This window comes from Nonomuraea cypriaca, assembly GCF_015645445.1.
Taxonomy (GTDB): Bacteria; Actinomycetota; Actinomycetes; order Streptosporangiales; family Streptosporangiaceae; genus Nonomuraea; species Nonomuraea cypriaca.
In genome coordinates, this window is record NZ_JADOGI010000020.1 from 1 (window position 1) to 24,634 (window position 24,634).

The window sequence follows — 24,634 nt, forward strand, 5'->3', positions numbered from 1 at the left end:
CCCTGGGCCGCTCGGGGGCTGTGGCCGCGCGGTCGGCTGGGCGCCGCTGGCAGGCTGCGGCCGAACGCCCGAATGAGGGCCGCTGGCGGGCTGTGCTCGAACGCGCGGCTGGGGCGTGGTCTCCGGAGCGCCCGGCCTGGGTCCGGTGTCCCGGGCGCCCGGCTTGGACGCCGCTCCCGAGGCGCCCGGCACAGCTCCAGAGGTGCGCGGCACAGCTCCAGAGGTGCCCGGCGCGGATCCCGGAGTGTCCGGCGCGGGTCCAGAGGCGCCCGGCGCGGTGCCTGGGGCGCCCGGCTTGGTGCTGGAGGTGCCCGGCTTGGGCGTTGGGGTGCCCCGTTTGGGCTGGGGGCTTGGGGACTGGGTGGGTGTGGTCCCGCCCTTCTCCGTCGGCGGGAGGGGGAGCCGGAAGGCCGTGGTCGTGTCCACGGTCGGCTCGGGGCGTTCGGCCTCCTCGGCGGCGCCCTCAGCACGCTCAGAAGAGCCCTCGGACGAGTCGGAGCCCTTCGCGGGCGGCTCGTCGGTCTCGAACGTCAGCTTCGGGATGACCCCGGTAGCCTCCGGATCGAAGGGCACGTCTGACTCCTCCTTGTCCCCGCGCACGTTCGAGGATCCGGTGATCCCCGTTGTCATGCCATCGCCGTCCCGTTGCCTCACGTTGACCATCATGCGGCCCCGGGCGACCCCTGGGTGACAATCGACTTCCCGGTTTCGCCGAATTTGAGAATTCTACGCAGATTTCTAAAGATCAAAAGTGCCATCAGCAGCTCGCTGGAGAGCAGTCCGTAGCCTACGGCGTTCACCCCCGCGTACGGGAACAGCGCCACAGTGGACACCAGCACCATCACGGCCAACCCGATCTGGACGACCGCCAGCCGCCGTGCCTGGCTCTGCGCCCGCAGCGCGCTGAGATAGACCTCGATCAGCACCCGGGGCAGCACGGCCAGCGACATCAGCCGCAGCAGCGTCGTGCCCTCCTCGGCGAACGCGGATCCGAAGATGGTCAGGATCAGCGGCGCCCCGATGATCGACACCGCGATGATCGGCGTGACGATCAGGAAGGCCCGCTGCAGCGCCCGCCGGGAGTTCTGGGCCAGTTTGGACCGTTCGAAAGAGCCCTCGACGGTCAGCGACACCGCCATGTTCATGGCCAGCAGTTCGATCATGCTGGCCAGCGTGAACGCCATCGAGAAGCGCCCGAAGGTGGCCTCGCCCACCTGCGTCGCGACCACCACGGGGACCAGGTAGACGATGGCCAGGATGGACAGCGCCCCGGGGAAGTCCCCGGCCAGGAACCGGCCGATCTCGCGCAGCCTGGGCGGCTCCTGGACGGCGTCGGCCTGCCTGATGTGCCTGGGCACCACCACGCCGAAGATCAGCCAGTTGACCGGGATCAGCGCGAGCGCGGTCGGGATGACCCAGGACACGAAGATCCCGCCTGCTGGGAGCGCTCCAGCCAGTGCGACCAGCAGCCCCATCTTGACCAGGCCGAAGATCAGGTTGTTCATGGGCACGAACGTGGCCCTGCGCAGCCCCGTCAGGACCACGTCCTGCAGCGTGAACACGGCCCACACGACCACCGAGCCCAGGAAGAAGAGACCGGGCCCGAATCCGTTCAGCACCGAGTAGGTCTTGCCCCACATGGGCAACGTCAGGAGGAAACCGAGGGCCGCGACCCCGCCCGTGGCGGCGGCCAGGCCGTACCCGCGCAGGATGAGCTCGGGTGTGCGGCGGCCCGCGACCGGCAGGTAGCGGGCCAGAGCGCCGACGAACCCGAGCGCGGTCAGCGACGCGAACAGGCGCATCGCCGTGATGACCGCCTGCCCGCGGCCGAACTCCTCTGGCGTGTAGAAGTGGGCGGCCAGCAGCCAGTAGCCCATGCCGAGCACGCCGGTGATGACGGTGTTCGACATGAGCGCGTAACCCTGGCGGAAGAGCGGGTTACGCAGGTCGATCAGGATCTTGCTCCAGATCCTAGACATTTCCGCGCACCCGCTGCAGCCCGTACCTCGTCCGCCGCACGACCGCGTACCCCTTGGTGAGGATGCGCTCGCGCAGGTAGATGAGAGGTACGCCGTTGCCTTCTACGGCGCGCTTGAACATGTTGATGGTCGTGCCCTTGCCGACCGTCAACCGGGGGATGGCGAGCATGTCGTGGCGGTCCGCGGCGATCGTGTTGGCCACGGCGCAGGCCGCGAAGTAGCCGGCCTTGCGCACCTCCTGGCGGACCCGGGCGCTGGAGTAGCCGTAGGGGTAGGCCATGGTGGCCACCGGCGCGCCGATCTTCTCCTCCAGCAGGCCCTTGTTCTTGCGCAGCTCCTGCCGGAGGTCCTCGGTGCGGAGCTGGTCGAGCTGGGGGTGGCTGTGGCTGTGGCCGCCGATCTCGATGCCGGTCTGCGCGGCCTCGCGGGCCTGCCCCCAGGACAACATGTCGTCCAGCGGGCGGCCCGCCGCGTCGCCGCCCGCGTCTGACACCCAGCCACTGGTCAGGAAGACCGTGGCCGGGAAGTTGTAGCGCTCGAGCAGCGGCAGCGCGTGGCTGTGGAAGTCGGCGTAGCCGTCGTCGAACGTCACCACGATCGGCTTGTCTGGCACCGAGCGGCCCTTGTTCTTGTTGAGCGAGGCCACCAGGTCACCCAGCGTGAGCGGGGTGAAGCCGTTCTCCGACAGGTACGCCAGCTGCTCGGCCAGGTCGCCGGGCCGCACCGCGTGCGGCCGCGTGTCGTCGTTGGGGCCGTCGGTGACGGAGTGGTACATCAGGATCGGAACCCGGATCATGATCGCGCCGCCCCTCTCAGTCGTACGGACCCCACTGCGTAACCCCAGGCCGTCCAGGCCAGGCCGACCACGATCGCGGCGGCCCGGCCGAGCCCGCCCACGTCGCCGCGCAGCGTCTCGCCGACCCCGCGCAGCGCGCCGAGCGGCAGCGTCTTGAACGCGTGCGCCCGCTCGCTGGCCAGCCCGTCCTGGGTGCCGACCTCCCGCGTCACCAGGGCCTTCGACAGCCCCTCCGCGTAGCACCTGGACCTGAAGTAGGCGAACCGCTCGCGCTGCCCGGACACCTTGTGCCCGATCAGCGCGCGCGGCTCGAACAGCATGACCGAGCCCGGCTTGCGCTGGCTCAGCCTGATGCAGAACTCCGTCTCCTCGCAGCCCAGCGGGCGCGACTTGCGGCCCTGGACGCTGCGCCCGATGCCGCTGTGGAACCCGCCGACCTCGGACACGACGTCCCGCAGGAAGGCGGCGTTGCCGCCCATCACGTTGCGGATCGGGGCGCGCACCGCGGGCATGCCGCGGTAGGTGCACCCCACCGTCCAGTCGAACTCGTACGGGAACCACCGCGGCCGCGTGCCGGACGCCCACAGGGGTTCGGTACGGCCCCCCACGCCCACCACGCCGGGTTCCTGGAAGCCCTCCTCCAAAGCCTCCAGCCACCCGGCATCGGCGACCGCGTCGTCGTCGAGGAACGCGACGACCTCACCGTTGGCCGTGGCCACGCCGGTGTTCTTGCCCCCGGACAGCCCCTGCTCGTGCGTGTTCTCCACCACGATGGCCTGTGGATACTCGTGCTTGAGCTTGAGGTGCAGGTCGGGGTTGTGGTCGACTACCAGGATCAGCTCGTGTGCCGGGCGTGTCTGGTTCTCGACCGACTCGACTGCCTGCCTGATGTCCTCCCACCGTTCCTCGGTGTAGACGCAGATGACAACAGACGTGTTCACAACGGTCCTTTTTAAGCGACGCCTCGGTCAGCGGCGGGAGTGGCGGTCGGCTCAGGCTGAGGGGGAGAGGGCTGGCGTCGCCACTCCTTCAGGATGGTCTTGAGCACGCGGAAGCCATCTCGTACGGCGTGCAGGTTGCTCTCGCCGTGGATGCGGTTGCGTTCGTGACTCGGCACCTCGTGCACCTTCAGCCCGGCCTTGGCCGCGCGCACGTTCATCAGCGTCTCCACCTCGAAGCCGTCGCAGTCGAGGTCGAGCGCGTCGAGGTGACGGGCCCAGAAGGCGTTGTAGCCGTAGCACAGGTCGGTGTACTTGGTGTTGTACATGACGTTGACCATGCCGGTGAGCACCTTGTTGCCCAGGCGCCGGTTGAGCGTCAGGTCGTCGCTGCCGCCGCCGGCGGCGTAGCGACTGCCCTTGACGAAGTCGGCGCCCGTCACCAGCGCTCCGACGAACGAGATGATCTCGCGGCCGTCGGTCGAGCCGTCGGCGTCGATCATCACGATGATGTCGCTGGTGCACGCGGCGAAACCGGCGGACAGGGCGTCGCCCTTGCCCTTTCCGGTCTGCATGATCACCTTCACGTTCGGCCGCAGGCGCTTGGCCACCGCCACGGTGTCGTCAACGGAGTTGCCGTCGACGAGCACGATCTCGTCGACCCACTGCGGGATCGTGGCGAAGACATGGGGCAGGTTCTCGGCCTCGTTCATCGCCGGCACGACCACGCTCACCGTGGGCGAGATGGCCAGGTGCGGCGTGACGGGCGTGAAGCTGGATGGCGGCGGCATCGAGCGCAGTGGGGCGCTCTGGTGCTTGCCGTTGTGCTTGGTGATCTCGGGACTCATAGCGAGGGAAATCCTTCCGAGACCCCCGCGATGCGAACCGGACGCGGCCGCTCCCGGGTGCTGCGGGAACGGCGAAGCCGGTGAGCTGTGCATGTAGAGGGTCCTGTGGAGTGAGGGTGTATCTGCCGGGGTGGAGCGCTCAGCGTGCTCCGGTTGGTTCCTTGACTGCGTTGGGTGACTCCTGTTGCTGCATTGAGGCGCGCACCCGACCAAAGCCCTTGAGCACACGGTCGGCCGCCCTATAGAGAGACGGTCGCTCCATGACAATTGTTCGGGCTTTGTTGAAAGGAGTTCGGCCCATCCAGTGAACCGCCGCCGTGGGGGACGGTCTCGAGATGCGGCCTTCCGCGACGTACAGGACCCCGCTCTTGAGCCAGTCTTTGTACTCCTTGCCGCCCTTGCCCATGTCGACCATGTGCAGACCGTCGTTCGCGGCGGCCTCGGCCATCTGCAGGTGATGGACGATGCCCGGCGAATAACGGCCGAACTCGGTGTCGTAGGCGGGGAACCACCCGACGAGCGTGGTCGCCGTACGGAGGCCGAAATGCCCGGCCACCGGCACGTCCCCGGCATAGAGCATGGTGAGGACACCGCCGAAGTCCGATGACTGCTCGGCATGCATCATGTCCGTCAGCTCGACGATCCACGGCTGGGCGAACCTGTCCACCCGGCCGGTACGGCGGTACTGGTCGGACTTCCAGGCCAGCAGCGTGCGCAGCACCTCGGGGTCGGCCGAGGCCCACTCGAAGCGCAGCTCACCCTGCTCCCTGCCGAGCTTGCGCTCCTTGTAGCGGACGGTCTTGAGGTTCTTCGGGGAGTTGGACTTCACCTGGTCGATCCAGGCGTCGAAGCCGGCGGTGAAGTCCATGACCGGCGCGGGCCGGACATCGGCTTCGTACGGGGCGAAGGTGGGCTGACCCGCCACGAGGTGGTCGAAGTCGAACACACTGAGCTTGCAGGCCCGCAACAGGACCTTGGCGTCGAGCTTGAGCTCCGGAAGTGAAATCAAACCGTGACACGTAGTGAGGAAGCCGCCGAGCGGTTTGCCGATGCCGAAGCTGTGCCGCTCGTACGGGAAGAACCCGGCGATGCCGCTGCCGTCGGAGATGACCGCCACCCTCACGTAGTCGCGCAAGCGGTCCATCGCGACGGCGAACTCGACCGACAGGAAGGGGTTGTCCAGACTCGGGTCGGACTTCTGCAACTCGCGCCACCGGGCACGTTCGGAGTCTCCGAGTTCTCTCGGCCGAACTACCTGGATCTTCACCTTGCCCTGGCCCCCTCGGTCCTCATGCTCTTCCCCCGGTACAACACGCGAAGCACGTACATGAACCCGCCGAGCACGGCGACCGTCGCCACCCCGGCCCGCGGCGACCACGCGTTGAACAGCAACATGGCCTGTGCCAGAAGCACGTTCATCACGAGACTTGCCGCGGCTCCTACTGATAGTGCGGCAAGGGGATCACGATCACGCAACAGTCCGACGACCGCGGCCCCTGGCACCACCAGAAGGAACAGAGAGATCAGGAAGGGGCGCAGCGGCGTCTCGATGTCGAACAGCGCGACCGCCGCTCCCGCTATGCAGGCGAACGCCAGCAGCCATGCCAGCGCTCTGCGGTGCTTGAGCATCTCCTGTTTCTCTCCTGCTCTTGCTGGTGAAAGCGCGAATGATCGCACTTCATGGGATCAATCCGCGCCCGGACACGTCAATGCCGACGCTTGGTGACCCGCTCCGGTTTACCGGCACACAAAGATTTCTCGTGTGAGGTTCAACACACGGTCAAGTGGTCTCCGGCCCGGATGTGGTCCCCAAGCACACCAGAATGCCCTATGTGGCCTAGTGTCTTCGAGTCGGGGTCCGATTTATCCCCGTTTGTCGACTAAATATGTCGATCTTCCTTACTTTACGCTGACTTTACTCTGTGAGTGCCTCGGCCTCGGCGGTGTTCACCGAAGAGGCACCGGAAGAGGTATCCGTGCCGGTGGGCGACACGGTCGGCTCGGCGGAGTTCGTCGGCGGGTCGGTGGGCGGCTCCGAGATCGGCGGCAGGTCGCCGTCCCAGGACAGCGAGCACGTCGCGGTGCCGCCGTTCGAGGTGAAGGCGACGCGGCCGCTGCCGGAGCTCGTCGGGTCGATCACCGTCAGCCAGATCGCCACGGAGCCGCCGGCCTTGATCGATCCGCTCGCCGGGGACACGTCCAGCCCCTGCGAGGCGGTCGCCACCCAGGAGACCGCGGCGTTGCGGGCGCTGAGCCCGATCTTGGCCACCCCCTCGATGCCCCGCGGGCACGAGGCGCCCAGCCTGGCGCCCGGTCTGGCGGGCGGCGGCGCCGGACGGCGGCGGGTGGCCGTGGGCCCAGTGGCCGGCCTACTGGCCGGGCGCGCCGCCGGCGGCCGCGACGCGACCGCGGCGGACCGCGTACGGCTCGCCGTTGGCGTTGGCGTAGGGGTGGGCGGCGGCGTCGGCTCGTCCGCCTCGGGTACGCCCTCCGGCGCCGGGCTCTGAGCGGCCGTGGGAGCGGGGTCGGGGCGTAGCTCCGTGCCGTTGGAGGCGGCGCGGCCGTTGATCGCGACCATGGCGCCGGTCGCGGCCAGGACGCACGCGCCCGCCAGCACCACCGGCGCCAGGCGGCGCGGCCGGCGCCGGCTCTCGCGCGGCCTGCGCCGGCGCGAGCCCCGCTCGGCCGGCACGGGGAAGCCGGTCCGGTCGAAGCTGTCCCCGCGATCCGTGATCAGGGTACGGGTCTGGTCCCGCTGGGGGTTGACGCACGTGTCGATCACCCGGTGGCGCAGCGAGATCGGCGGGAACGCCACCGGCACCATGTCCAGGAGCCGCCCCGCCGAGACCTGCCGGTGCCGCCCCTCTGTGCACACCTCGCACCCGCCGATGTGCCCCGACAGCCGCCGGCGCAGCAGCGGGGTGAGCGGCCCCTCCCACGAGTCCACCATCGCCGACAGGTCGGGACAGTGCGCCCGGCCGATCCTGGCCAGCACCACGGCCGCGGCGGCGTTCTCCAACTGGTCGCGGGCCCGGCCGAGCCTGGTGGCCGCCTGCCGCGAGGTCAGCGCCAGCACCGCGCCGGCCTCGGACGGGGTCAGCCGGTGGCGCAGCGACAGCTCCAGGACCTCACGGTCGTGCCCGTTCATGTCGCGCAGCGTCTCGCCGACGAGGTCGGCCAACTCGGGGTCGTCGAGCTCCTCCAGCACCGGCTCGGGCAGCCCGTCGGCCGGGGTGCCGCCCCGGTGCGCCATCCTGGCCCGCACCTGGAACCTGGTCAGCGCGTACAGCCACGCCCGCAGCCGGCCGGGCTCCTTCAGCCGGTCGACGCACCCCTGCGCGGTGACGAGCGCGTCGTGTACGGCGTCCGCAGCCACGTTCCCGTCCCCGGCCAGGGAGAAGGCGAAGTCGTGCAGCCGCTCGCCGTAGGAGTCGTACAGCCGGGCGGGAGCGTCGGCGTCCGCGCGTCGCAGAGCCGCGACCAGCTCGTGATCACCGGCACGATCGACGGTCGGCCATCCAGGCACGGATTCCCTCCCCGCGGGTGGAACGGGCACTCAAGCCCCACGCGAAGAGGACGCCCCCTCACCCAACCGGGTTAACCGCCCATGCCCAACAGGCATGAGGTGTTGAAGGCGGCATCGGGCGTACCAGCCCGCCTCCACTCAGTGGAGGCCATGAACTCAGCCGTCGCAGTTGGGCTGGCAGAGGCGGCGTTCCATGCCCTGGAGGAAGAAGTCGCGGACCTGGAGGATGTCCTTGGCGATGTACGCCTCGCCGCCCGCGGCCTTGGCCAGCGCGTCCATCTGCCGCTTGCCCTGCTCGGCCTCCGGGCCGAACGCGATGAGCAGGATGGCGACGGGCCGCTTCGGATCGTACGTCTTCTTGAGGAACTGCAGGAGCTGGGCGTTCGTGACCCCGCCGTCGGGGTCGTCGTTGCCCGCGCCGTCCGTGAGGATCAGCAGGGTGTTGATCTTGTCTTCCTGGTACGTCTTCGTCATCTCCGTGTAGGCGGCCTTGACCGTGTCGTTCAGCCCGGTGTCGCCCGTGGCCTTGGCCTGGGTGGAGGCGAACGCCTTGACCAGCGACTCCATCCGGAGCTCCCCGTTGACCGTCTCGCTGGCCGGCCCGATGGAGATGAGCTCCTTCCAGTCCTTGCCCTGCCCGTCCAGATGCGTGGAGAACGTCCACAGCCCCAGCTCGGAGGTCGTGGGGAAGAGCGAGAGACCCTCCGTCGCGATCTTGTTGATGGCCTGCATGCGGGTCATGCCCGTCCCTGGTACGGGCAGCGCCATCGTTCCCGAGACGTCGAGCAGGGTGAGCAGGCGGGAGCCGAGGTTCATCCGCGACCAGGTCTGCACCATCCTGGCCACGGTCGCGCCGTCCGGCGGCTCCAAGGCGGGCGGCGTCTCCGGCGCGAACCCCTTGTCCTTGGACAGGGCGTCGCCCGCCTTGCCGTCCGGGCTGCGGAAGCCTGCGGCGCGCAGCACCTTCTTGGCCGACTCCGTGGCGAGGTCCTGCTTGAAGTCCGCGGCCGCCTTCAGCACCGCCGTGTCCTTGGCCAGGATCGTGACCGGGTAGTCGAGGCTCAGGGTGCCCTCCTCCGGATAGAGGGCGACCACCGGCGCTTCCGGCTTCTTCGCGTTGTGGGCATGGATGGACTGCTCGGAGGTGACGCCCACCGGCGTCCTGCTGCCGGACTTCACGGTCAGGCTGGCCAGCAGCGCCGTCGAGTCGGAGGCGAGCTGGCCGGACAGCTCCTTCAGTGCGCCCACGAGCGCCTTGTCCTGTCCCGTCTCCTTGGCCGTGCCCGCCGCGGCCAGCAGCGCGGCCAGACCGGCGGAGTTCTGCTGCGGGTCGAGGGCGAGCACGCGGAGCTTCCTGCCCGGCCCGTCGGGGTCGGCCACGTTCGCCGCCGCCACCATGGATCCCCAGCTCGGCTTGAGGCTGCCCGACAGCTTCGACGCGACCGACTTGGCCGCCGCGAGCACCACGGGGGAGGCCGCGACCGAGCCCTCGGGCTGCGGCAGCGCGTCTCCCGCGCTCTGCCGCACGCTCTCCAGGAGCAGACTGGAGTCCGCCACCCAGAAGTCGGCGTCGGCCTTGCCCGCGACCACGGCGTTCGCGGTCCTGGCCGCCGCCTCCTTGGCCACCGTCACCTCGACGCACTTGCCGTCGATCGAGTGCATGGCCTTGTTGTAGTTGCCGGCGATCTTGTTCAGCGCGGGCTGGATGTCCGGGGTCGCCACCACGCGCAGCGCCAGCTTGCCGCCGGAGCAGTCGTGGTTGCGGTTGAAGATCACAAACGCGGCGACGCCGAGGAGCACGGCCAGCGCGACGGCGCCGGCCAGCGGTACGAGCACCCGGCCCCGGCCGCTTCCCCTGGACCGTCTGCGGGGTGGTGGCTCATTCGCTCGGTAGCCGCCGTCCAGCTCGTCTGTGCGGTGTCGCCCCACAATGTCCTCTTAGGTGTGTTGAGACCTTCCGGAGACCCTAGCGGGAGATGCTCCGCAATACTCCGGGAACGATACTCGGTGTAGTCACCGTGGCAAAACAGTCCTTTTGGTGCAGCAACTACGTACTGTGGCGTTCAGTGGCAACATGCGTGACCGCGCCAAGCCCGGAAGCCCTCCCGTACGGCGACCACCGCGACCGCCACCGCCACGGCCGGGTCCACCCACCACCACCCCACGGTGTTAAGCCACAAACCCGCGAGGACGCCGGCGGCCATGGCGGCGCACATGAGGTTCTGCGTCCCCTCGCCGGTCGTCGCCCGTGACGCGAGCCGCCTGCCGAGCCGCCGCTTGGCCAACCCCAGCACCGGCATGCTGACCAGGCTGAACGTCGTCACCACGATCCCCAGCACGGTCGGCACGGCTCGATGCCCGGCGTCCAGGTCGTACGCGACGTGCGCGACGAGATACGGCGCGAGCGCCCAGAAGCTCAGCGCGATCGCCCGTCTGGCGGTGCTCTCCGCGTTCGGCGACAGCGTGCGCGCGCCGGTGAACCGCCACACCACGATGAGGCTGCCCGCCGCCTCCACGAGCGCCGACAGTCCCCACCCGATCAGCGCGACCGAGTGCGCGGACAGGCCGGCCGCGAGGCCGAGCGCGCTCTCCACCCCGAGCCAGGCCAGCGTGACCACGGAGAGTGAGCGGGCCGCGCGGGCGGCGCGCAGCCATTCGGCTGACGCGGCCGGACGCTCATGAATTCGCTGGTCAGGCACCATGACCCCCCGAATCTCCGGCTATCCGGCCGTCGACAGCGATACGTACCGTACCCACTACGGAGAGTCACTTCGGATCACTTCGGTAAAGGAAGGACAAGCTTCCCCGCATAATGTGCGTGATCATCGAGGGGGGAGTCGTCGTGCCGTTCACGCCCAGCCACATGGCCGCCGTGGTGCCGTTGATGTCGTCACCGGCGGTACGCAGGTTCATCGATCCATGGGCGCTGGCGATGGGCGCGATGGTGCCCGACCTGCCGGTCTTCCTGCCGTTCATGCCCGACTACGACATCTGGCACTCCTGGCGCGGCGTGGTCACCATCGACCTCGCCGCCGTGCTGATCTTGCTGCCCCTGTTCCACGGCGTCTTCCGCGACCCGCTGATCTCGCTGCTGCCCCCGTCGCTCGGAGGCCGCGCCGCCCTGCTGAGCCCGGCCAGGCTCAGACTGCTGCCCATGGCCGTCGGCTCCGTGATCGGCACCGCGACGCACATCTTCTGGGACTCCTTCACGCACTCCTCCGGCCCGGTGCAGTGGGGCGGCTGGCTGGCCGTGTCCGTCTTCGGGGTGATCAGGCTCTTCCGCCTGCTGCAGTACGTCTCGTCCGCGATCGGGCTGGCCGTCATGGTGTGGTGGGCGTGGCGTGGGTTGTCCAGGATGGCGGCGGGGGCCGTACCGGACCGGCTGCGGATCTCGCCGCGGGTGCGATGGACCGTTCTGGCCTGCTGCTCAGTGGGGACGGTCGCGGGCGCGTTCCTGTGGCCCCTAGTGGACGAGCCCACCCCCGCCCTCGGCATCCCCAGCGTGCTCACCAAGACGGGCGCGGGCACGCTGATCGGCCTGTGCCTCGTGCTCACCTGCTATGCGGTGGTCTGGCAGGTCAGGCGGCGCATGGCAGTATCAGAAGGTGCTTGAGTACGTGACCGCCCCCGACGACCCGCGCCTGTCCGACTACACCCGGCTGCGGGACGTGGAGCTGCGCAAGAGCCTCGAAGCCGAGCGCGGCCTCTTCCTGGCCGAGGGCGAGAAGGTGATCAGGCGGGCCATCGGCGCCGGCTACCCCGTCCGTTCGGTCCTCACCACGCGCCGCTGGCTGACGCAGCTGGAGGACGTGCTCGGTGACGCGACCGTCTACGTGGTGACCGACGAGATCATGTCGGGCGTCGCCGGCTTCCCGGTTCACCGGGGCGCGCTGGCCTCGATGCGCCGCACCCCGCTGCCCTCCGTCGAGACGCTGCTCAAGGCGGCCGGAGGACGCATCCTCGTCCTGGAGGACCTCGTCGACCACTCCAACGTCGGCGCGATCTTCAGGTCGGCCGCGGCGCTGGGGGTGGACGGGATCGTCCTGTCGCCCCGGTGCGCGGATCCGCTCTATCGGCGGGCGGTGAAGGTGTCGATGGGGGCGGTGTTCTCGATCCCGTACGCGCGGATGGACGACTGGTACGCCGGACTCGCCCAGGTCCGGCAGACCGGCTACCGGACCCTGGCCCTGACCCCGGACCAGCGGGCGACGCCCATGGACGCCGTCAAGCTGGGCGACAGGGTGGCGCTCCTGCTGGGCTCGGAAGGCGACGGCCTGTCGTCGCACTGGCTGGAGGAGGCCGACGAGGCGGTCTGCATCCCGATGAGCCCGGCGGCGATGGCCGCCGGTGTCGACTCGCTGAACGTGGTGGCCGCCGCGGCGATCGCCTGCCATGGTCTGATGCGGAGCCGATGACCGGTCGGGCTCCGATCAGTGGGTGCGCACGGCGGGGCGGGGAGGCGTGGGAGCGCTAGGCGTCGTCGGGCTTGGAGCAGGGGACCACCAGGACGGGGCGGTGCGTGTGGTGCAGGACCCGGTCGGACGTGCTGCCGAGCAGGAGCGAACGCATCCCGCCGAGCCCCCGCGTCCCCGTCACGACGAGCGTGGCGTCGATCTCGTCGGCCACGTCCACGATCGTCGCCCACACCGCCACCGAGTCCGCCTCGCAGCGCGACGTGGCGGCCAGACCGGCCTGGCGGGCGAGGTCCGCGCCGTGCTCGGCCAGGTCGCGCATCGCCTCCCCGATCGCCTCGTCCTCCGCTCCCGCGTGGTCGAGCGTCATCATGAGCCCGGCCGAGGCGCGGGCGGAGGTCGTCGCCACCCGTTCCCAGACGGTCAGCACCACGGCGGACTCTCCGCGAAGGAGCTCGCCGGCGAAGGCGATGGCCGCCTTGGCGTCGTCGGAACCGTCGTACGCGATCAGAATCGTCATTCGAGCCACTCCCCTGACGGGTTCAGGATCAGTACCCCTTACCCGAGCGGCCCGTTTGAAGCGTCTAGGCCAGGACGGCGGAGACCTGGGAGCGCCGGGCCGACGGCTTGAGCAGTGACAACCCGGCCAGCGCCAGCACGCCCAGCTCGGTGACGACCACGACTCGCTGGGTCAGTCCCGCCGGGATGTCGTCGTCGGCGAGCGGGATGCCCGCCATCCGCACCACGTACGGGATCACGACCAGCAGCAGCGCCCCGAGCGCCAGGCCGCTGAGTATCCGCATCGCCTTGGCGTACCGGATCTCGGCCCTGGCCAGCAGCAGTCCCACCAGGGGCATCATCAGGAAGGCGGCGAAGGCGGCGTAGCGGTGGATACCGCCTGACAGGGAGAGCGGCACGCCGGGCCGGTCGGTGGGGAAGGCGCCGATCATGAACATGCTGGCCCCCCAGCCCAGCAGCAGCGCGACGGCCCAGCGGCTCATGCCCGCCCGGCGCACGGCCTCCGCGATCAGCGCCGAGCCGATCGCGAACAGCGTCAGTGAGGCCGGCAGCAGCCAGCCGCCCGCGTGGAAGGCGTACTCGCTGATGACGCTGTGCATCGGGTCGAGGCCGGCTTCCGCGTGCAGGGTGAGCATGGCGCCGGTCCCGGTGCCGATGGCCGTGAATCCACTGACAAGCAATCCCTTCATGCCTCAAAGCTCGTGGAACGCGAGCTTCCGGAGTATCGGAGATCAGCCCCAACCGGCCCTGAAGTATCCCTTAATACTTTGGACTGAGCGAACCCTCACCAACCCGGTGACCTGTGCCATGACAACCCTGAGTAGGGCACACCCCCTCAGGGTCGGTACGGGTTTCCGTCAGGGGGACCCGATTTGACTTAGAGCGCGCTCGAAGAGGGACGCTGGATCCATGACGATCCAGAGGCCGCGCAGCGGTCAGGTGCTACCTGGAGGAGCAGACATGAAGAGGCGCGTTCTTGGAAACGGCGGCCCTGAGGTCTCCGCGCTGGGCCTCGGCTGCATGGGCATGTCCGACTTTTATGGAAAAGGCGATGAGAAAGAGTCGATAGCGGTCATCCATCGCGCTCTCGACCTTGGCATGAATTTTCTGGACACGGCGGATGCGTATGGTCTGGGGGCGAACGAGGAGCTCGTCGGCCGGGCCATCAAGGATCGGCGTGACGAGGTCGTGCTGGCCACCAAGTTCGGCATCAAGCGCGACGCGAGCGGATCCCGCACGGTCGAGAACAGCCCCGAGTACATCAGGGCCGCCTGCGACGCCTCCCTTCGCCGCCTCGGCATCGATCACATCGACCTCTACTACATGCACCGCCGCAACCCGGACGTCCCGGTCGAGGAGTCGGTCGGGGCCATGGCGGAGCTGGTCGCCGCGGGCAAGGTGCGCCACCTGGGCCTGTCGGAGGTGAGCGCAGAGACGCTGCGCAGGGCGTCCGCGGTCCACCCGATCGCGGCGCTGCAGAGTGAATACTCCCTGTTCGCCAGAGATGTGGAGGAGGAGATCCGGCCGGTGGCGAGGGAGCTCGACATCGCGCTGGTGGCGTACTCGCCGATCAGCAGGGGCTTCCTGACCGGCACGCTGCCGCCGGCCGCCGAGCTGCCGGACGACGACGTACGCAAGCGGATGCCGCGCAACGTCGGCGAGAACGCCGAGCACAACGCGGCGCTGGCGGCGGAGGTGCGGAAGATCGCCGACGCGGCGGGCGTCACGGCGGCGCAGCTCGCGCTGGCCTGGGTGCTCGCCCAGGGCGACGACGTGGTGCCGATCCCGGGCACGAAGCGGCTGAAGTACCTGGAGGAGAACGCGGCCGCCGCAGGCATCACGCTGACCGCCGGTCAGCTCGACGCGCTCGCGGCGGCGGTGCCTGCGGACGCGGTACGCGGCGCTCGTTATCCCGACATGTCGGAGATCGGGCACTGATCTGGGGTCAGGGCGTCGAAGTAGTGGTCAGGGTGCGTCGAAGTAGACGCGGACCGCGGTCGCGCCCGCCCGGGTGTGGACGCGTACGAGGTCGCTGAGGAGGTTGACGATGAGCAGCCCCCGCGAGCCGGCGGAGCGCGGATCGACCGGCCTGCGGCCCACCAGCGGATCGGTGATGTGCCCCGCGTCGCTGACCTCGCACACCAGCCGCCCGTCCGCGGCCCACACCCTGATCGTGCCGGCGCCGCCGCCGTGGTCGAGGCTGTTGGCGCCGAGCTCGGACACCGTGAGCCTGATGTCGTCGAGCCGGTCGCCGCTGAACCCCATGGCGGCGGCCTCCCGCGCGGCCAGGCATCGCGCCTCGGACAGGTTGTCCCGGTCGAACCGCACCGAGACGTGCCTGTCCGGCTCGTCGAGCGGCCGGTTGTGCCCGTCGACCACCAGGCCGGGCGCGTAGTCCGCGCTCGGCCGCTCCCCCGAGGCGTCGCGCAGCACCGGATGGGTACGGGCCGCCTCACGGATGATCTCGGGCGCCAGCCCCACGGCGTCGTACGGGCACAGGATCGTGATCCGCCGCCCCGCGAAGGACAGGTTGATCAGCGCCTCGTGCTGCGCGCACGCGGGATATTCCACGGCGGTGCGCTCGGGCCAGATCGGCTCGCCGATGATCCGCACGTGGTCGTCGGGATGCCGGTCGGCGAAGTCGCACAGCACGGCCGGGATGATCCGCCCCGGATTGCGCCCGGCCTCCCGCATGTCGGCCATGAGGACGGACTCCGCGGCCGCGCCGAGCTCGGCCTGGATGAGGGCGAGGTTGGCGGCGGGGACGATGACCGCGACCGGCTCGCCGGCGGCCAGCCCCTCGCGGACGAAGGCGCTGGTGGCAGCGGCGTATTCCCGGTCGCTTCGGTAGAAGAGGGCCGGGTGCGCGAACGGTTGCGCCAACATCAGCATTCACGCTACCCAAGAATGGCGACTTCGAGGCCACTCGCTGGGTACCTGAACAGTGTGAAGAGAGTCCAGGTCATCCGCCGTCCGCGCCGGGGACGCCGGCAACTCCCGCTCGATTTGCGTACGCCTTCAGGCAGGCGCCTCCCGTTCTGAGCATTATGAAACTATGCTCGGTACATGTCGGAAATGCAGATGAGGGTCTCCGACGAGGACCGGGAGCGCACCACGCAGCAGTTGCAGCATGCGTTCAGTGAAGGTCGTCTCAACCCCTTGGAGCTCGAAGACCGGCTCGGAACGGCACTGGCCGCGAAGACCTACGGCGACCTGCTCGCCGTGATCAGTGACCTGCCGGTCGAGCCGCGCGCCGACGAGGTGCTCGAGCTGGGCAGCAAGAACGGCCACGTCAAGCGCTCCGGTGACTGGGCCGTGCCGCGCCGGCTGCGCGTGACCTCCAAGTACGGCAGCGTCGACCTCGACTTCTCCGAGGCGGTCACCACCCACCCGGTCGTGGAGGTCGAACTCGACCTCACGTACGGCTCCGCCAAGATCGTCCTGCCCGAGGGCGGCGTGGCGAACGTGGACGGGTTCCAGAGCGACTGGGGCAGCAGCTCGACCTCCGGCGTGCCGAGCAGGCCCCGCCCAGGCGCGCTCTACGTGGTGATCAGCGGCCGGGCGAAGTACGGCGGGCTCACGGTGCGCTATCCGCGTAAGCGCTGGTTCACCCACTGATGGAAGATCGAGATGTGGTGCTCGCTGGGCACGAGCACCCCGCCGTCCCTGTAGGCCCGTGACGACATGCCGGGCTGCGTCCGCTCGCAGGCGTCGAAGTCCTGCTCGTTGACCCGGTGGAACAACTCGACGGAAGCCGACAGGTCGGCTCCTGAGGCCACCACGTCGGGGTGGTAGAGCCAGTCGCACTCGATCACGGTCCGGTCGGCCGCCATCGGGAACATCCGGTGCACGATCACGTGATCGGGCACGAGGTTCACGAACACCTGCGGCTTCACCGTGATCGCGTAGTAGCGCCTGTCCTGGTCCTGGGACACGTCGGGTAATCTGCCGAACCCCGCGCTGCCGTCCACGGTGAAACCCTCCACGCGCTGCGCGAACTCCGCGCCGTGGCCGACGTAGTACTGCGCCGCGAACCCGCCCGCGAACTCCGGCAGCACGGCGGTCAGCTCCGGGTGGATGGTGGCGCAGTGGTAGCACTCCATGAAGTTCTCGACCACGAGCTTCCAGTTGGCCTTGACGTCGTAGACGATCCGGCGGCCGAGGGCGAGCTCGTCGACGTGGTAGCGCTCGATGGCGGCGGGGTCGCCGAGGCGTTCCGTCGCCGCGTGCGTCACGGTCTCCTCGAACGAGGGCGGCTCGGCGGCCAGGCACACCCACGCGTACCCCAGCCATTCGCGCAGGTGCACCGGCACCAGGCCGTACGCCACCCGGTCGACGTCGGGCATCTTGACCAGATTGGGGGCAGCGGCCAGGCGGCCGTCGAGGTCGTAGGACCAGGCGTGGTAGGCGCACCTGATCGTCCGCTTGACCTCGCCGGCCGGTTCCGCGCACAGGCGGGCGCCGCGGTGCCGGCAGATGTTGAGGAAGGCGCGCAGCCGGTCGTCGCGGCCGCGTACGACGATCACGCTCTCCCTGCCGACCTGGACCGTCCTGAACGCCCCCGGCGTCGGCAGATCCTCGGCCCGGACCGCGCAGAACCAGAGCTTTTCGAAGATCTCGGCCTGCTCTTCCTCGAACACCTCGTGGTCGGTGTACGAGCGGCCGGGAAGCGTGGAGATCAAGCTCGACGTGGTGGTCAACCAACACCTCTTGTTGCGTATTACGCACCGAGTTGCTCTATATGCGACATGGTGCGGCGGCCCTCAGGACGCTGTCAAGAGGTAGCTGCTGAAGCTGCGGAGCAACGCCGTGTACAGCCTGGTGGCGCTCCCGTCGGAGACCAGTCCGACGATCGGCCTCTGCATGTTGGTGACCTCGGTCGCGGCCAGCCTGGCGGGCCTGCGGGCGACCTTCGACCTGGCCCGCTCGTACGCCCGCAGGTCGCCGATGGAGCAGGTGAGCAGCCAGGCGTCCTCCAGGGCCTGGTTGGCGCCCTGGGCCATGGTGGGCGGCATGGTGTGAGCGGCGTCGCCGGCCAGCGTGGCCGGCCCCTTGCCCCAGACGGTGGGAATCGCGTGCCGGTGGTGGGGGAAGAAGTCGACGTCCGTGATCGTCTCCAGGATGCCGGGAACCGGGTCCGCCAGGCCGCCGAACCGCTCGCGCAGCCGGTCCACGATGCCGGGGTCGTCGCTCCAGTACGGCCCGCCCGGCGCGGCCTTGACGTCGAACCACCACAGCAGTCGGCCCGCGCCCGCCGGGATAAGCCCGCAGAGTCCCGGCATGGCGCTGATCATCACGGCCCTGTGCTGCTCGGTCAGCGCGGTCGGCACTGTCGTGAAGCCCTGCCAGGTGGCCCAGCCGCTAAGCTTGGCCGGATCGTCGCCCCACATCGCCCTGCGCACCGCGGACCAGCGGCCGTCGGCGCCCACGAGCACGTCGCCGCGCACGGTACGGCCGTCGGCCAGCCGCACCTCGGCCCGTTCGGGCACCACCCGCTCGACCGGCATGCCGTAGGTCACCGGCATGCCGTCCGCCAGTAACTCGACCAGCTCGCCGCGGGCGATGTGCACGGTCGGATGGCCGTAGCGGCGCTCGGCGGCCGTCAGGTCCACCGTGAGCAGCCTGCGCCCGTCGCGGTCCCACGACTCCATGGTCTCCAGCCGGTGCCCGATCCCCGCGTAGCCGACCTTGAGCTCGTCGAGTATGGCCGTGCTGCCGGGCCAGAGCGTGACCGAGCCGCCGGCCGTACGCAGCTCGGGGGCCTCCTCGTACACCTCCACGTCATGACCGGCGCCGAGCAGGCCGCGTGCGACGGCGAGCCCCGCGACACCGGCCCCCACCACGATTACCCTCATAGCATTCCCTATTTTTGAGACTCTCGATATCAGATACTAGGAGTATCACAATGTCTGCGCGCGGCCGCAAGCCCGATCCCACGGTCGACCACCGCATCAGGCAGGCCGCCACCGCTCTGGTGCTCTCCCGCGGGTTCGACTTCACCATGGACGACGTCGCCGCGGCCGCAGGCGTGGGCCGGGCCAGCGTGTTCCGCCGTTACGCCACCAAGCGTGACATGCTCCTCGAGACCATCGGCGGATTCATGAACGCGCACGTCGCCATCCCCGACACCGGCTCGCTGGAAGGCGACCTGCGCGTCGTGGTCGCAGACACCCTCGCCCTCTGGCGGCGCCCCGGCGTGGCCGGCATGGCCAAACAGGTGTTCGGCGAGGCCGGCCGGGACCCCGCGGTCGCCGAGATCATCCGCACCGGCATGCGCACCAGGATGGAACGCTCGTGGGTGGTGTACGAGCGCGCCATCGAACGCGGTGAGTTGCCCCCGAATGCAGACCTTTGGCTACTTACCGACCTGTTCACCGGATTCGTCGCCTACCGGGGGCTCCTGGATCTTCCCCTGCCGGAACCGGAGGAGATCGTGCAGGTCCTGCTGCATGGCTTTACGCCGAGCTGATGCCTGTGGTGTTAGTGGGGTGCAAGTGACGATCAAGTCCGGACCCATAATGTTCCCTTCGTTCGCTAAACCTACGAAGGGCACGGAAATGACTCCCCCTCGTCGTCGTCTGGCCGTCGCGGCCGCGACGCTGACTCTTGCCGTCCTCACTACCGCGTGCGGCGCGCTCGGCCAGGCCGTTGACTGCAACACCGCTGCCGCGGAGGCAAGCAAGATCGCAACCGAGTGGAGCACCGCAGTCACGAAGGACGTGTCCAACCAGGACGCCATCCAGACGGCCTCGAAGACGGCCGCCGACGAGACCAAGGAGCTCGCGGGCAAATACGACGGCGAAGTCGGCGCCGCGCTGAACGACCTCGCCACTGGGTTCGAGTCCATGGAGGGTGGCGACTTGAACAGCGTCACGGAGTTCAGCGGTAAGGCGAACGGCTTCGTGAGCAAGATCACGTCTGCCTGCTCCTGACGGACTCGCGGTCGCCGTGCCACCTGTGGGGGGCAGGCTGGCGCGGCGGCCGCGTCGCGTTCGTACGGAATCGTTCTAGGGTTACCTCTCGTGACGGGTGACACGCTTGTGGCGCGATCGGGGGAGAGCGCCGCACCTCCCTGGCGGTTCCTGGTTTCCGGCCACCGCGTGCGCGTGGGCGCGATCGCGCTCGCCGCCGCGGCGGTCTATTCCCTGCTCGGCCTGGTCAAGCTGGCGACCTACCGGGCGACCACGTTCGACCTGGTGATCGTGGACCAGGCCGTGCGCAGCTACGCGAACCTGCGGCCGCCGTACATCCCGGTGCTGGGGGTGTTCCACGGGCGCGGCATGGACTACCTGCAGCTCGCCGACCACTTCTCGCCCATTTACGCGTTGCTCGCGCCGTTCTACTGGATCCACGACGGGCCCGAGACGCTGATCGTCGCGCAGGCGGTGCTGTTCGCCGCCGCCGTCCCGTTCCTGTGGCGTTACACCAGGCGGGTGCTGGGCGCCGGGCCCGCCTACCTGGTCTCTCTGGCCTACGCGTTGTCGTGGCCCGTGGCGCAGGCGGTCGCCTTCGACGCGCACGAGGTCATGTTCGTCCCCGTGCTCACCGCGATCATGATCGAGCGTTACCACGCCGGGCGGAATCTGCCCGCGTTCCTCGCGATGCTCGCGCTCCTCCTGGTCAAGGAGGACATGGGGCTCATGGTGATCGGCGCAGGGCTGTGCCTGGTCGTGATCGGCGACCGGTGGCGCGGCCTGTTGTGCGTGATGCTCGGGCTCGGCGCGGTGCTGCTCGTCCGCGGCATGCTGATCACGTACGCCGGCGGGGACGCGAAGGACTTCTGGGCTTACAACCACCTCGGGCCCGACATGACGAGCGCGATCCTGACACTGCTGCGCGACCCGATCGCCGCCGTGCTGCTGCCGTTCAGCGAGGAGGCCAAGGTCGACACGCTGTTCCTGATGGTGTGGCCGACGCTGCTGCTGTGCCTGCTCTCGCCGCTGTCGCTGGCGGCCCTGCCGCACGTGCTCGAACGCATGCTGTCCGACCGCGGCCAGTGGTGGCAGGCCGACTTCCAGTACAGCGCGTTCACCGTGATGATCCTCTTCTGCGCGGGCGTGGACGGCCTGGCCAGGCTGCTGCGCCTGATCAAGCGCTTCGACGACAAGCGGAGGAGCTCGGCGGGAGAGAGCGAAGCCAACGAGTGCCGAAGCGGCCGCGACCACAAACACGCCTCGCTCAGGCTGGCCTGGTCGGCGGCGGTGCTGGCGGTCGCGCTCACGCTGGTGCCCAAATTCGCGCTGGACCAGCTCTATCATCCCGCCTTCTACCAGGACCCCAAGGCGGCCGCCGCGGCCGAGGCGCTGAGCAGGGTCCCCTCAGGGGTCACCGTCGAGGCGGTCAACTCGCTCGGGCCCGCCCTGTCCTCCCGCGCCACGGTCCTGCTGTGGACGGGGGAGTCGCACGGCTCGCCGTGGGTGGTGGCGGACACCGCGCGCTGGGAGTTTCCCTTCGGCTCGCCCGGCCAGCAGCTCGCCGAGGTCGAGGAGCTGCGGGCGCAGGGTTACGTGACGGTGTACGAGCGCGACGGCTACGTGGTCCTGCGCCGCAGCTGAGCCTGCTCGTACGCCCGCTCGAACCCGCCCAGCACCGTGGGCCACGAGCCCGCGGACGGCGGCGTGGCGCGGTTGTGGGCGGCGATCGACTCGCGCAGCCCGGAGTCCACGCACAGGCGGGCCACCGCGCGGGCCAGGTCGCCGAGCGTGCGGCCGAGCAGCCCCTCGGTGCCGTCGCGGACGAAGTCGGCGACCCCGCTCTGCGCCCTCGCCACCACGGGCAGCCCGGCGGCGCGCGCCTCGAGCGCCGCGATGCCGAACGACTCCCTGGGCGCGGGCGCCACGAACACGTCCGCCGTCTCCAGGACCTTGGCGATCTGCTCCCTGGAGTGGCGGCCGGGCAGCGAGACCCAGCCGGTCATCCCGTGCCGGGCGAGGAAGCGCTCCATCTGACCGCGCGCGGGCCCGTCGCCGACGATCGTGGCGCGCATCGGGATCCGGGCGGGCACCCGCGCGCGGGCCGCCTCCAGGAGCTTCAGCAGGCGTACCGGATGCTTGCGCGGCGCCAGCCGCCCCACGGCCACGATGTGCACATCTGGGTGCACCTCCGCACGCCGGTCGGGCTCGCCCGGCGGCGGCGCCCAGCCGGACAGGTCGAGGCCGTTGGAGACCACCCGCACCGGCACGCCGGGACCGGCCACCCCGCGGATGGGCGCCGCGGCGGCGTTGCTGACCGTGGTGGCCACCAGGCCCCACCCCTGCCAGCCGAACGCCAGCCGCAACAGCCGGTACGCCGCCCGCGTGAGCGGATCCCACATGCTGTGCACGGTCACCACGCACGGCACGCCGGCCCGGGTCGCGGCCCGCACGCCCATCCAGGCGAACGGCGAGACCGCCCCCATGTGCACGTGCACCACGTCCGGACGCACCGAGGTGAGCCGGCGCGTGATGTGCCCGACCCCGAACGGGTGCACCGGCAGGTCGAACGGCATCCTCGCGACGATCCTGTGCACTCCGGGCAACTCCTCGCCCCGGGTCGCCGTGGCCACCGACACTGTGTGCCCGGCCTCCCGCTGCACGCGTACGAGATCGGCCACCTGGACCTCGATCCCTCCGAGTCGCGGCAGGTAACAGTCACTCACGTGAAAGATCCGCACCCCTCCCAGACTAATCTGGGCGTGTGCCTCCACGTACCGCAGTGTTCTTCCATGCCCATCCCGACGACGAGGCCCTGCTGACGGCGGGCACCATGGCGATGCTCGCGGCCGAGGGACACCGCGTGGTGCTCGTGGTGGCCACCGCGGGGGAGCGTGGCCTGGCCGAGATGGAGCCGGGCGAGGCGCTGGGCCGGACCCGGCTCGACGAGCTCTACACCTCGGCCGCGGCGCTCGGCTGCGCCCGCGTCGAGTGTCTCGGCTACGGCGACTCGGGGCTGCGGCCCAAGGGCGGCAGCGCCGAGGAGCGGCCCGACAACGCCTTCATCGACGCCGACAGCGAGTCGGCGGCCAAGGCGCTGGCCACGATTCTGCACGAGGAGCAGGCCGACCTGCTGACCATCTATGACCCGGCCGGCGGCTACGGGCATCCCGACCACGTCCAGGTGCACCGGGTGGGCAAGCGGGCCGCGCAGATCGCGGGCACGGAGATCGTCCTGGAGGCGACGGTCAACCGCGATCCGCTCGTCCGGCTGCTGCGGGTGGGGGGCAGGGTCTACAAGTTCCCGCCCGAGTTCGACGTACGCGCGTTCGAGAGCGCGTACTCACCGAGTGAGACGATCACCCACCGGGTCAACGTGCGGAAATACACCAGGCAGAAGCGGGCGGCCATGGCCGCGCACGTCTCCCAGGCCAGCGGCGGCGACAGCGACCGCACACTCGCCGTCATGCTGAAGGTCCCAGGACCGCTCTACCGCCTGGTCTTCGGCACCGAGTGGTACGTCCGCCGCGACCTTCCCCCGGGCGCGCGGCTCTCTCATCCCTTCGACCGGTGGCCTCCCTGATACCTCAGAACGACGAGCCCGCGTGCCATGACGCGGCAGACTGGACCCGATGAAGAACAAGTGGCTCCAGATCACCCTGTCCGTGCTGTCGCTCGGACTGGCCGTGCTGCTCGTCGTCTTCCTGCCACAGATCGTCCGCGCGCTCACCGGCAAACCGGTCTCCTGGGCGGAGATCGGCGCGGTGTTCGGCTCGCTCGGCCTCGGCGAGGTCGCCATGATGGCCGCGTTGTGGCTGCTGAGCCTGCTGGCCTACACCTTCGTGCTGACCAACTCGCTGCCCGGCCTCAACAACCTGCAGGGCCTCACGCTCAACGCGGCGGGCAGCGCGGTGAGCAACCTGCTGCCGTTCGGCGGGGCGGTGGGGGTGGCGGTGTCGTTCGCGATGACGAAGGGCTGGGGGTTCGGCAGCCGGTCGATCGTGGTCATGGCGCTGGTCAGCGGCATCTGGAACACGTTGTTCAGATTCGCCCTGCCGGCCGTCGGGATCATCGCGCTGCTGATCGCCGGCGAGGTCCCGAACGGGACGGTCGCCAACGCGGCCTGGACGGGCGCGATCTCCATCCTGGTGCTCTGCCTGATCATGGCAGTCGCCCTCTACTGGGAGCGCGCCGCCGTCCTGCTCGGCCGGGCGCTCGACGGGATCACCCGGCTGCTGCGGCTGAGGTTCCACGCCTCCGAGGCGTTCCACCGGCTGCGGGCCGACACCGCCGGGGTCGTCAGGAGCAGGTGGCTCGGGCTGTCGCTCGGCATGGTGTTCTTCCTCGGCTTCCAGTGGTCGATCATGGCCGTCTGCATGCAGGCCATCGGCGCCTGGCCTGGCCTGGCCCAGTCGATCGCCGTCTTCGCCCTGTCGAGGGTCCTCACCAGCGCCGTGATCACGCCGAGCGGGGCCGGGATCATGGAGGGCGGGGTGGCGGCCCTGCTGATCTCCGCGTTCGGCGTGCCGGACGCTCCGGCGATCGCGACCGCACTCGTCTTCGGCTTCTGGACTTACACTATCGAGATCCCGTTCGGCGGCCTGGCCCTGGGCGCATGGGCGTTCCTGCGCAGGCGCAACGGCCGGAACGCCGCCGCGGAGTCCACGTCCGCGATCTCGAAGGCCCCTCAGTGACAATCCCGAAG

Annotated in this window: 24 protein-coding genes and 1 pseudogene; 9 read left to right on the forward strand and 16 right to left on the reverse strand. The window is 69.7% G+C overall.

What is annotated here, in order from left to right; all coding sequences use genetic code 11:
• From ITP53_RS55895 to ITP53_RS09165, 10 genes and pseudogenes are all read right to left on the reverse strand, one after another.
• A pseudogene (locus tag ITP53_RS55895) lies at positions 1-573 on the reverse strand (hypothetical protein); the annotation flags it as partial.
• Between the two features lie 89 nt (positions 574-662).
• Positions 663-1,979, reverse strand: coding sequence for a lipopolysaccharide biosynthesis protein (locus ITP53_RS09125; RefSeq protein ID WP_195894888.1), 1,317 nt, complete (start codon positions 1,977-1,979; stop codon positions 663-665).
• Entirely contained in the window at positions 1,972-2,775 is an 804-nt protein-coding gene (locus ITP53_RS09130; protein ID WP_195894889.1) for a polysaccharide deacetylase family protein, read from the reverse strand. Before ITP53_RS09130 ends, ITP53_RS09125 begins: the two co-directional genes overlap by 8 nt.
• The gene (locus tag ITP53_RS09135) at positions 2,772-3,716 is read right to left on the reverse strand and encodes a glycosyltransferase family 2 protein (protein ID WP_195894890.1); all 945 of its coding nucleotides are present in this window, start codon (positions 3,714-3,716) and stop codon (positions 2,772-2,774) included. Before ITP53_RS09135 ends, ITP53_RS09130 begins: the two co-directional genes overlap by 4 nt.
• Before the next feature lie 11 nt (positions 3,717-3,727).
• Positions 3,728-4,561, reverse strand: coding sequence for a glycosyltransferase family 2 protein (locus ITP53_RS09140; protein ID WP_195894891.1), 834 nt, complete (start codon positions 4,559-4,561; stop codon positions 3,728-3,730).
• Positions 4,562-4,700: 139 nt separating this feature from the next.
• A complete protein-coding gene (locus ITP53_RS09145) occupies positions 4,701-5,828 on the reverse strand; it encodes a GNAT family N-acetyltransferase (RefSeq protein WP_195894892.1) in 1,128 nt (375 codons plus the stop codon).
• Complete coding sequence (locus ITP53_RS09150; protein ID WP_195894893.1) at positions 5,825-6,190, reverse strand: hypothetical protein; 366 nt, start codon at positions 6,188-6,190, stop codon at positions 5,825-5,827. The genes ITP53_RS09145 and ITP53_RS09150 overlap by 4 nt, the downstream gene beginning before the upstream one ends.
• A gap of 286 nt (positions 6,191-6,476) precedes the next feature.
• The gene (locus ITP53_RS09155) at positions 6,477-8,087 is read right to left on the reverse strand and encodes an RNA polymerase sigma factor (protein ID WP_195894894.1); all 1,611 of its coding nucleotides are present in this window, start codon (positions 8,085-8,087) and stop codon (positions 6,477-6,479) included.
• 156 nt (positions 8,088-8,243) lie between these two features.
• Positions 8,244-9,923 carry a substrate-binding domain-containing protein gene (locus tag ITP53_RS09160; RefSeq protein ID WP_195894895.1) on the reverse strand — a complete coding sequence of 560 codons (1,680 nt, stop codon included), beginning with the start codon at positions 9,921-9,923 and terminating at the stop codon, positions 8,244-8,246.
• 227 nt (positions 9,924-10,150) lie between these two features.
• Positions 10,151-10,789, reverse strand: coding sequence for a cation transporter (locus ITP53_RS09165; RefSeq protein ID WP_195894896.1), 639 nt, complete (start codon positions 10,787-10,789; stop codon positions 10,151-10,153).
• 116 nt (positions 10,790-10,905) lie between these two features.
• On the opposite strand from ITP53_RS09165, the gene ITP53_RS09170 reads away from it, so the two are divergent.
• Together ITP53_RS09170 and ITP53_RS09175 are read left to right on the forward strand one after the other, a co-directional pair.
• A complete protein-coding gene (locus ITP53_RS09170) occupies positions 10,906-11,700 on the forward strand; it encodes a DUF4184 family protein (RefSeq protein WP_328814321.1) in 795 nt (264 codons plus the stop codon).
• Positions 11,693-12,502 (forward strand): TrmH family RNA methyltransferase, encoded by an 810-nt coding sequence (locus ITP53_RS09175; RefSeq protein WP_328814322.1) that lies wholly within the window; start codon positions 11,693-11,695, stop codon positions 12,500-12,502. Before ITP53_RS09170 ends, ITP53_RS09175 begins: the two co-directional genes overlap by 8 nt.
• 55 nt (positions 12,503-12,557) lie before the next feature.
• Here ITP53_RS09175 and ITP53_RS09180 read toward each other — a convergent pair whose 3' ends face one another.
• The gene (locus ITP53_RS09180; RefSeq protein ID WP_195894898.1) at positions 12,558-13,019 is read right to left on the reverse strand and encodes a universal stress protein; all 462 of its coding nucleotides are present in this window, start codon (positions 13,017-13,019) and stop codon (positions 12,558-12,560) included.
• Positions 13,020-13,083: 64 nt separating this feature from the next.
• Positions 13,084-13,707: a DUF998 domain-containing protein gene (locus ITP53_RS09185; protein WP_195894899.1), complete on the reverse strand. Its 624-nt coding sequence runs from the start codon at positions 13,705-13,707 to the stop codon at positions 13,084-13,086.
• Between the two features lie 271 nt (positions 13,708-13,978).
• On the opposite strand from ITP53_RS09185, the gene ITP53_RS09190 reads away from it, so the two are divergent.
• Positions 13,979-14,956 carry an aldo/keto reductase gene (locus ITP53_RS09190; RefSeq protein ID WP_195894900.1) on the forward strand — a complete coding sequence of 326 codons (978 nt, stop codon included), beginning with the start codon at positions 13,979-13,981 and terminating at the stop codon, positions 14,954-14,956.
• A 27-nt stretch (positions 14,957-14,983) separates the two neighbouring features.
• Here ITP53_RS09190 and ITP53_RS09195 read toward each other — a convergent pair whose 3' ends face one another.
• On the reverse strand, positions 14,984-15,904 hold the full coding sequence (locus tag ITP53_RS09195) for a sensor histidine kinase (protein ID WP_236050628.1): 921 nt from the start codon (positions 15,902-15,904) through the stop codon (positions 14,984-14,986).
• A gap of 180 nt (positions 15,905-16,084) precedes the next feature.
• Between ITP53_RS09195 and ITP53_RS09200 the strand changes: the two genes are divergently transcribed.
• A complete protein-coding gene (locus tag ITP53_RS09200) occupies positions 16,085-16,636 on the forward strand; it encodes a DUF1707 SHOCT-like domain-containing protein (protein ID WP_236050629.1) in 552 nt (183 codons plus the stop codon).
• Here ITP53_RS09200 and ITP53_RS09205 read toward each other — a convergent pair.
• Both ITP53_RS09205 and ITP53_RS09210 read right to left on the reverse strand, forming a co-directional pair.
• Positions 16,606-17,718: an aromatic ring-hydroxylating oxygenase subunit alpha gene (locus ITP53_RS09205; protein ID WP_195894902.1), complete on the reverse strand. Its 1,113-nt coding sequence runs from the start codon at positions 17,716-17,718 to the stop codon at positions 16,606-16,608. The two genes, ITP53_RS09200 and ITP53_RS09205, sit on opposite strands and share 31 nt — an antisense overlap.
• 63 nt (positions 17,719-17,781) lie before the next feature.
• Entirely contained in the window at positions 17,782-18,873 is a 1,092-nt protein-coding gene (locus ITP53_RS09210; protein ID WP_195894903.1) for an FAD-dependent oxidoreductase, read from the reverse strand.
• Positions 18,874-18,923: 50 nt separating this feature from the next.
• On the opposite strand from ITP53_RS09210, the gene ITP53_RS09215 reads away from it, so the two are divergent.
• The 3 genes from ITP53_RS09215 (at position 18,924) to ITP53_RS09225 (ending at position 21,573) form a co-directional block, all read left to right on the forward strand.
• A complete protein-coding gene (locus ITP53_RS09215; RefSeq protein WP_195894904.1) occupies positions 18,924-19,487 on the forward strand; it encodes a TetR-like C-terminal domain-containing protein in 564 nt (187 codons plus the stop codon).
• 25 nt (positions 19,488-19,512) lie between these two features.
• Positions 19,513-19,950 (forward strand): hypothetical protein, encoded by a 438-nt coding sequence (locus tag ITP53_RS09220; protein WP_195894905.1) that lies wholly within the window; start codon positions 19,513-19,515, stop codon positions 19,948-19,950.
• A gap of 90 nt (positions 19,951-20,040) precedes the next feature.
• On the forward strand, positions 20,041-21,573 hold the full coding sequence (locus ITP53_RS09225; protein ID WP_328814324.1) for a DUF2079 domain-containing protein: 1,533 nt from the start codon (positions 20,041-20,043) through the stop codon (positions 21,571-21,573).
• Here the strand turns inward: ITP53_RS09225 and ITP53_RS09230 are convergent.
• Positions 21,549-22,655 (reverse strand): glycosyltransferase, encoded by a 1,107-nt coding sequence (locus tag ITP53_RS09230; RefSeq protein WP_328814325.1) that lies wholly within the window; start codon positions 22,653-22,655, stop codon positions 21,549-21,551. The genes ITP53_RS09225 and ITP53_RS09230 overlap by 25 nt on opposite strands.
• Positions 22,656-22,693: 38 nt before the next feature.
• On the opposite strand from ITP53_RS09230, the gene ITP53_RS09235 reads away from it, so the two are divergent.
• Positions 22,694-23,512 (forward strand): PIG-L deacetylase family protein, encoded by an 819-nt coding sequence (locus ITP53_RS09235; RefSeq protein ID WP_328814326.1) that lies wholly within the window; start codon positions 22,694-22,696, stop codon positions 23,510-23,512.
• 49 nt (positions 23,513-23,561) lie between these two features.
• A complete protein-coding gene (locus tag ITP53_RS09240; protein WP_195894907.1) occupies positions 23,562-24,623 on the forward strand; it encodes a lysylphosphatidylglycerol synthase domain-containing protein in 1,062 nt (353 codons plus the stop codon).
• Positions 24,624-24,634: the final 11 nt, after the last annotated feature.